Source organism: Campylobacter sp. W0066.1, assembly GCF_024723635.1.
In the GTDB taxonomy this organism is placed as follows: Bacteria; Campylobacterota; Campylobacteria; order Campylobacterales; family Campylobacteraceae; genus Campylobacter_D; species Campylobacter_D lari_C.
The window spans coordinates 1-8158 of record NZ_JANQCW010000027.1; the positions used below are offsets into that span (position 1 = coordinate 1).

At 27.1% G+C, this 8158-nt stretch carries 8 protein-coding genes; all 8 read left to right on the forward strand.

The window, feature by feature from the left end; all coding sequences use genetic code 11:
• A partial coding sequence (locus CAMP18497_RS07905; RefSeq protein ID WP_337213660.1) for a bacteriophage T4 gp5 trimerisation domain-containing protein occupies positions 1–957 on the forward strand: 957 nt, incomplete at its 5' end.
• A gap of 53 nt (positions 958–1010) precedes the next feature.
• Entirely contained in the window at positions 1011–1967 is a 957-nt protein-coding gene (locus CAMP18497_RS07910) for an ankyrin repeat domain-containing protein (RefSeq protein WP_337213662.1), read from the forward strand.
• Positions 1960–3597: a putative toxin gene (locus CAMP18497_RS07915; protein ID WP_337213664.1), complete on the forward strand. Its 1638-nt coding sequence runs from the start codon at positions 1960–1962 to the stop codon at positions 3595–3597. Before CAMP18497_RS07910 ends, CAMP18497_RS07915 begins: the two co-directional genes overlap by 8 nt.
• Before the next feature lie 10 nt (positions 3598–3607).
• Positions 3608–4528: an ankyrin repeat domain-containing protein gene (locus tag CAMP18497_RS07920; RefSeq protein WP_337213666.1), complete on the forward strand. Its 921-nt coding sequence runs from the start codon at positions 3608–3610 to the stop codon at positions 4526–4528.
• A 46-nt stretch (positions 4529–4574) separates the two neighbouring features.
• Entirely contained in the window at positions 4575–5054 is a 480-nt protein-coding gene (locus tag CAMP18497_RS07925; RefSeq protein ID WP_044598807.1) for a hypothetical protein, read from the forward strand.
• 129 nt (positions 5055–5183) lie between these two features.
• Entirely contained in the window at positions 5184–6251 is a 1068-nt protein-coding gene (locus CAMP18497_RS07930; protein WP_337213669.1) for an AAA family ATPase, read from the forward strand.
• A complete protein-coding gene (locus CAMP18497_RS07935) occupies positions 6251–6934 on the forward strand; it encodes a DUF4276 family protein (RefSeq protein WP_337213671.1) in 684 nt (227 codons plus the stop codon). Before CAMP18497_RS07930 ends, CAMP18497_RS07935 begins: the two co-directional genes overlap by 1 nt.
• A partial coding sequence (locus CAMP18497_RS07940) for a hypothetical protein (protein WP_337213673.1) occupies positions 6931–8158 on the forward strand: 1228 nt, incomplete at its 3' end. The genes CAMP18497_RS07935 and CAMP18497_RS07940, both read left to right, overlap by 4 nt.

An 8158-nucleotide genomic window follows, 5' to 3' on the forward strand; every position in this document is an offset into this window, starting at 1 on the left:
ACTATGCCACAATATAACTACCCAAGATACAAAAGAGAAATCGCTGAACAAACACTAAATTATCTAAGTGCTATACCTATGTATAATAAAGGCTTAGATGAACTTAAACTACAAGAAAATACAGAATATAATCTAAATTATAAAAACGAACATTATTTAACTATCTCTAATTCTACTATAGGAAAAGATAATACCGATGCAAAAGCAAGAAATGAAATCACTTTAAAAAATGATATAGACAAGGAAGAATTTTACATTCTAGCACAAAAAGATTACAAAGAAGAAATAGGTAACAACTATGAGCAAACTATAAAAAATAACAAAACCTCAGAAGTGGGAGCTTTATATACTGAATTTATTACCTTAGGGCATATGCAAAATATCATAGGTTTTAAAAATGTCAATGTAGGTGCGCAGTATCTAGAAAACACCTTGCTTTCTAAAGACACCAATGTGGGTTTAAGTAATACTTTGAATGTAGGAATTAGTAATGAAGTCAATATAGGACAAAATCATGAAGAAAAAATAGGAAATGATAAAAGAGTAATCATCGACAATAATCTAGAGCAAGATATCAAAAATGATTTTATCCAAAGAATAGGACATAATAAAAATGAAACCATAAAAGGTTCTTACGTGCTTCAAACCAATCAAAGTATAAAATTTCACTCCAAAAAAGATCTAAGCATAGAAACAAATGAGTATTTCAAAGCTGAAGCTGATGATTCTATTAGTTTTAAAGCTAAAAATAATTGTTCCTTTACGGCTGATGAAATAAATACTTTAGCTAATAAAGAAAGCACTTTAATAGCACAAAAACGAATCATCTCTCAAGTAGGTGAAAATACCACCATCACACAAACAAAAGATAAGATTATACTTCAAGTAGGAAAAATGCAAGTAATTATAGATGATAAAGGTTTAAGGGTAAAAGGAGGTGATTTAAGAGCGGATTAAAAGCAATTTTCTTAAATTAAAACTAAAATTACAAAAAAACTAAAGGAAAAACAATGAAAACATTAGAAGATATCAAAGCTATGAGTTTTGAAGAAAAAATGCAAATTCAAAAACAGTTATTTGATTTTATTAGTAATAATGACTTAGAAAATGTTAAAAATCTTTTAAAAGATTATCCCATAAAAGAAAGCTTTTATGAGGCGCATTTTACATACCATCATAATAATGAAGATTATGAGCTATCTTTATTTGATCCAGCAGCAAGCTTATTAAGGGCCGCATTTGCTTGTGAAGAAAATAATAATGATTTTTCTATTTTAGATTATTTATTTGATGAGTATGGTTTAAGTTTAAAAGATCCTAAATATAATTTTGCTTTTCCCGACATGAAACATATCAAAGAAGCTAATGAAAAATACATCTTAATGAAAGAAGTAGAAGGAAATAGCATTATTTATAAAAACGCTCTAATCTACGCATATATACTCAATGCTAAAAACCCAAATTCTCAAATCATACAATATCTAGTCAATCGTGGAGCTAAATTTGAAGTGCATAAAGATGACTTTGGTTGGACTCCTATGCATTTTTGGGCCAGATGCAATAATTATGAATTATTAGAACTAGCTATTAAAGGAGGGGCTAATGTAGATATGCAAACCCGACTTATTCAAGAGAGTGAATACAATGAAACTCTTTTATTTGAAGCTGTAAGCGAACCTGAAACTTATAAGGTTACAAAGCTTTTAATTGAACTAGGAGCTAATGTGAATTTTGCTACCCCAAGAACTCCTTTAGATAATGCAAGAGGATCTAGAAATAAAAAGCTTTTAAAAGATGCAGGAGCAATGACTTCAGAGCAAATTAGAAAAAAATATAATTTACCAGCATATGATTCTTCTCATTGTGAAATTAATGGAAAAACTGACTTTGATTTATTGGGTAAATATCGTGATGAATGCTCCAAACTTTTAAACGATGCCATAAAAAAGGCTAAGGAGAATGAGTAGAGTGATAAAAATTAACTTTACTGATGTCAATTTTCATATTAAAGAATTTCAAAAGGTTTATATACTAGAAAATTGTAAATTGTATTTTTATAAGCCTTTTCATTTACAAACAGAAGATAAAAACAATGGAAAAGAATTTGAAGATAAAAATAGAACAATTCATAAAGAACAAGAAATTAAAAAAATAAATTCTCAAGATCAATTAAATGAAAAAGAAGATATCACAAAAGATTATGCACAAAAAATCGATAAAGAGATAAATAAATTTGATGAAAATAACTTCATCTTACAAACTAAAAAACAACGACAAATCGATCCTGATAATTATGATATATTTTACGATGTTTATACAAGTAAAGATAATGATATCAAAAGTTTAAATGAAGAGTTAAAATATAACGATGGCTTTGAAGTAAAAGATGGTATAGCTAAAGTTGAAGCAGATTTTTTTGATAAATGCTTTGAAAAAGGAATTTATGTTTTAATACCAAGATTAGTATCTTTAGATAAAAATGAAACATTACACTTTGATCCTGTGCCTTTAGAAGATAAGGGCTTTGTAGTGACTGATTTTAGAAAGGGAAGAAAAGATAAAAAAAATATAGATTTAAGCTTTCAAAGAAGTATAGCTAAAATAAAAAATCCTAATTTAGTTTTGCAAAGCCCTAAAGAATTCCTACAAGCTTTAAATGACAATAGAGATTTTACAGAAGATGATAAAAAAGAGCAAGCACAAGCTATCCAAGAAGCTTGCACGAAAAAAGCAGATAAAATGACTAAAATCTTGCTTAAAGATGATGAAAGTTTAAAAGATATTATTACAGATAAGCAAAAATTAAAGAAGAAAATAAGTGAATTGCAAAAAAATAAAAACAAATCACCTAAAGAACTAAATCTACTAGGTAGACTTGAATTTTTACAAAGAAATCAAGATAAAGCTGAAAAACATAAAGACATTATAAAAGATCTTCAAAACCCTCAAAAGACTAGCAATGGTAAGCAAGATAATAGTACAAAAGGTGGAGCAAAGGGTGGATTAAAAAACAAACAAAAACAAACTACCACTCCAAACCAAGAAGAACAAAAAAATAAAAATATCAATTCTAAAGATATAGGAGATGCAGGAGAATATGCTGCTTCTATGCTTTTTACTAAAAGATCAACTAGGTATTTATCTAATAGAAGAAAACTAGATACTAATTTTAATACTAAAGGTTTTAATCACACCATACCTGATTTTTTAGTAACGCTAAATGATTACCCTACTTTAGTAGAGGTTAAAAATGTTCAAGATCAAGCTTTAACAGAACAAATAAGCTTTGAGTTAAAACTTGCTAGAGAATATGAGCTTGATTATTTATTTTTATGCAATCATTACACAAAATTAATAGATAATATAACTAATCTAGAGATATTTAATAAAGACAATAAAAACCATAAAGGATCAAGAAGTGGTTTTATCTACCACAGACATGCTCACAGAAGCATAAAGACAATATTTAAAGAAATATATCTACACCATATCAAAGGAGCAGCACCTAATAAAATAGTAATAAAAAGATTAAATTTAAATGACCCTGTTCATATAGAAGAAGAATTAAACAAAAACAAACAAATACAAAAAAACTAAAGGAAAAACAATGAAAACATTAGAAGATATCAAAGCTATGAACTATCAAGAAAAAGATGAATTAGAAGATCTAGTTCTTGAAGCTATAGATGATAATGATTTGGCCAAGGTAAAAGATATTTTAAAAGATTATCCTGTAAAAATATCTTGTTATGAGCTTAATATCAAAGATGAGGATGGAGACTTCCCTTTATTTGATCCTTTTAACTTGATAACAAGAGCTGCATTTACTTGTGAAGAAAATAATAATGATTTTTCTATTTTAGATTATTTATTTGATGAGTATGGTTTAAGTTTAAAAGATCCTAAATATAATTTTGTTCTTATTGATATGAAACATATCAAAGAAGCTAATGAAAAATACATCTTAATGAAAGAAGTAGAAGGCGAGCCTAATATTTATAAAAACGCTCTAATCTATTATTATATACTCAATGCCGATAATCCAAATTCTCAAATCATACAATATCTAGTCAATCGTGGAGCTAAATTTGAAGTGCATAATGAAGGATTTTCCGGTAGAACTCCTATGCATTTTTGGGCTAGACGCAATAATTATGAATTATTAGAACTAGCTATTAAAGGAGGGGCTAATGTAGATATGCAAACCCGACTTATTCAAGAGAGTGAATACAATGAAACTCTTTTATTTGAAGCTGTAAGCGAACCTGAAACTTATAAGGTTACAAAGCTTTTAATCGAACTTGGAGCTAATGTAAATTTTGTCACCCCAACCACCCCTTTAGATATCGCAAGAGGATCTAGAAATAAAAAGCTTTTAAAAGATGCAGGAGCAATGACTTCAGAACAACTTGATAAAAAATACAATATATACTGGGATAGCAAAGAGTGTGAAAAAGATAAAAGCTATATGGAAAAATACTGTAAACTTTTAAACGATGCTATAAAAAAGGCTAAGGAGAATGAGTAGAGTGATAAAAATTAACTTTAGGTAAAATAAATCATAAGGAAAAACAATGAAAAATAAAATTTTATTAGATAAAGATATACAAGAAGCGTTTAATTACTATCTTGAAAATGATAATTATGTAAAAGGTGCTTTAGATGGTTTAAAAAAACATAAACGAAGAACTTTCATAAGTAACATCTTAAGTTATGAATATAAAAATTTAGTAGAAAACAACAACTTAAAATTTGATGAAAAAGATAAGGTTGTTTTACCATCTAATCTAATCACTATTTTAAACTATGATAAAAAGAATTTTAATGGGACGATTCTTCGAAATTTTATAAATGATTTGGAATTTGAATTAGAACATATAGAAATGGAACTTTATGATAATCCTGCTGATTTTGAAGGAGGAGATTATTATAGTGAAGATAGCGAATGTGATGAGGATTATACAGTGGAAGATTGGGTAGAAGATCAAGTAAAAGATATAAAAGATTTTATTGATGCTTTGAAAGCTTTTAAAATGCTATTTAGTGCTAATTAAGTATTGTAAATTTTATAGATTATAAATATAATAGTGATAAATATCGTCTCTTATTAAATAAAGCAATAAAAAGGCTAAAGGTAATAGAGAAAAACAATCAACTTCAATATTAGAAGCTAAAGGATATAAATGCTAAATAACATAACAATCAAAGGCTATAAATCTATAAAAGATTTATCCGAATTTGAACTTAAAAATTTAAATATCTTAATCGGTGCAAATGGTGCAGGTAAAAGTAATTTTATCTCGGTATTTAAAATGCTTAATGCATTGTTTAATAAAAATTTGCAATTTTATACACAAGATAAAGGACCTGATAGTTTTTTGTATTTTGGTAGAAAAGAAACCGAAAAATTGCATTTTGACTTTGTTTTTAACCCAAATAGATATAAAGTAGATATCGTAGCCACGCAAGAAAACAAAATGCTTATACAAAAAGAAAGAATTTATTTTGGTCCTCACGAATACATTATAGGAGAGAATGTATACGAAAGTAATATTTCTGAAGCAAAAGAATATTCTAGATCCAAAGCAGTTGCTGATTATACTATAAGCGCAATTAAAAAATGGAAGCTTTATCATTTTCATGATACTGGAGATACATCTAAAATGAAAAGCATATGTGATGTAAATGATAATCTTATATTCAAAGAAGATGCACAAAATATAGCAGCTTATCTTAAAATGCTCCATGATAATCACAATAAACATTATGAACAAATTTTAACCACTATACAAGATATTGCTCCTTTTTTTGGGGGATTTGTTTTTAGAAATAGTGATAATATACAATTAGAATGGTACCATAAAAACGATCCTGATACTCCTTTTAAAGCACATATGCTTTCTGATGGAACTTTAAGGTTTATATGCTTAGCTACTTTATTGCTTCAGCCTTTTGAGCTAATGTCAGGAACAATTATTATCGATGAGCCTGAATTAGGACTACATCCTTATGCATTAAAAATTTTAAGTGAGATCATTAAAAGAGTAGCTCAAAAAAAACAACTCATTATTTCTTCTCAATCTGTAGAACTGATAAATCATTTTGAAGCACAAGATATTATAGTTGTAGATAAAGAAGGTGATCAATCTATTTTTACAAGAATGGACAATGAAAAACTACAAACTTGGCTTGAAGAATACACACTTGGAGAAATTTGGGCTAGTAATCTTATAGGTGGGAGACCAAAATAATGTCAGATATTATAAGATGCTATGTAATTTGCGAAGGACAAAGTGAAGAAAAATTTATCAATGAAACTTTAAGTCCGTATTTTCACAATGTCAAAATTTATCTCACACCACTTACAATACCTACATCTAAAGGACACAAAGGCGGTGCGCTTTCGTATGATAGAGTGGTTGATTTTATTGTTAAAAAATTAAAACAAGACACACAAGCTTTTATGACAACTATGTTTGATTATTATGGATTAGATGATGAATTTTTAAAAGAAAATAAAGCTAATACTGATATATACGAATATATTGAAAAAATACAAAAAGATTTTGATGAAGCAATTAAACAAAAATGCGATACAAATAAATTTTTTAGCTATATACAACCACATGAATTTGAAAGTTTGCTTTTTAGTGATATTACAAAAATCATTGAAGCAGACGCTGAATGGGATGAAAAACTCATTTGCGAATTAGAATGTATTATCGAAAAATACAATAATCCAGAATTAATCAACAATAGTAAGGAAACAAGTCCGTCACACAGGCTAAAAAAGATTTTTTCTTCTCCTAGCTATAAAAAAGTTTTGCATGGTAGCAAGATCGCAAAAGAAATTGGTATAGACAACATAAGATCAAAATGTCAACACTTTAACAAATGGTGTGAAAAAATTGATGCTTTGAAAGCTTTTAAATGAAACAAACATTAAGTGCCAATCAAATTAGCTTTCATCTTTTATCTAAAAAAACTTTTAGTGATGAAAAATACCTTGACGCTTGGAGTTTAAAAGGTAATCGCCTTAATTTACAAGAATGGCTTGATTTTAAAAAAGCTAATGAAAATAATTTTTATAATAAACATTTAGAAAATACCTTAAAAGCTATACAAGAACTTAAAGCTTGTTTTAGTATTGATAAATTTGAAGGTATAAATCTACACAGTGAGGATGAATGGTTAAATTTTTTACCTTCAAATTATACTCAAATTTACAATCGTTTATGCAAAGATAAAAGCAAATACATTTTACATAGATATTATCAAAAAGATGAATTAAGTGAAATAGGAACTCTTAAAAACCTCTCCCCTAATTTACCTTTTTGGGATGAAAAAGGAGAAAATTTCTCTCAAAGCCAAATCAATACTCTTATAGAAAAAGATAATCTAGCGCCCTACTTTAATAAATATGATATTTATTTCAACTCATCACTATACCTTACTTTTAATCTTAATGATGAAAATTTAAATTATCTAGTAAAAAATTATGAAGATAAACTTAATTATGGTTTTATCCCAAAAACCCAAGAACAACTTCAAAAAGAGTTAAATTTAAGTAAAGATGAAAAAATCATCTTAGAACTTGAAAATATTTTTTTAAGTCTTTGTAAAGGCATAAGTGCTGATTATGCCTTTATGGATTTTTCTTATTTTTTTGCAGGGTATGATTATATATTAAATTCTAAAAATAATACTTTAAAATCTTACCCTATTAGTTATGATGATTTAATTTATAAAAGAAGCTTTAAAGAGCATATAGAAGAATATGCAAATAATTATTTTTTAAATTATTATTCTAAAGAACTTTTAAATGAACTTGAAAATCAAAACTTAAATAACAATAGAATAAATCATTATCTTAAAAACTATAATAAAATTCCAAAAAACACAGAAGAAGAAAACATACAAGGTATGCTTTCTAAGCAAAAAAATGTAAATATCAACTTTGTAAATTTTATAGATTATAAAGACTATGTTTATAATAACAAAGATGATTTTTGGGAGTTTTCAGCAGAAAAAAACTCTATACTTTGGCAAAAATTTCTAAGCAAGGATACGATAAAACCTTTTCCTTCAAATTTTGATTGTTCTTTGGAAGAAAAACTTCTTTATGCTAAAGATGAGCAATTAGAAAGCATACTTCAAA

What these genes read in the sequence shown, in the direction of transcription:
- CAMP18497_RS07910 (WP_337213662.1), top strand. Translation starts at nt 1,011, where the DNA reads ATGAAAACATTAGAAGATATCAAAGCTATGAGTTTTGAAGAAAAAATG.
- CAMP18497_RS07915 (WP_337213664.1), top strand. Translation starts at nt 1,960, where the DNA reads ATGAGTAGAGTGATAAAAATTAACTTTACTGATGTCAATTTTCATATT.
- CAMP18497_RS07920 (WP_337213666.1), top strand. Translation starts at nt 3,608, where the DNA reads ATGAAAACATTAGAAGATATCAAAGCTATGAACTATCAAGAAAAAGAT.
- CAMP18497_RS07925 (WP_044598807.1), top strand. Translation starts at nt 4,575, where the DNA reads ATGAAAAATAAAATTTTATTAGATAAAGATATACAAGAAGCGTTTAAT.
- CAMP18497_RS07930 (WP_337213669.1), top strand. Translation starts at nt 5,184, where the DNA reads ATGCTAAATAACATAACAATCAAAGGCTATAAATCTATAAAAGATTTA.
- CAMP18497_RS07935 (WP_337213671.1), top strand. Translation starts at nt 6,251, where the DNA reads ATGTCAGATATTATAAGATGCTATGTAATTTGCGAAGGACAAAGTGAA.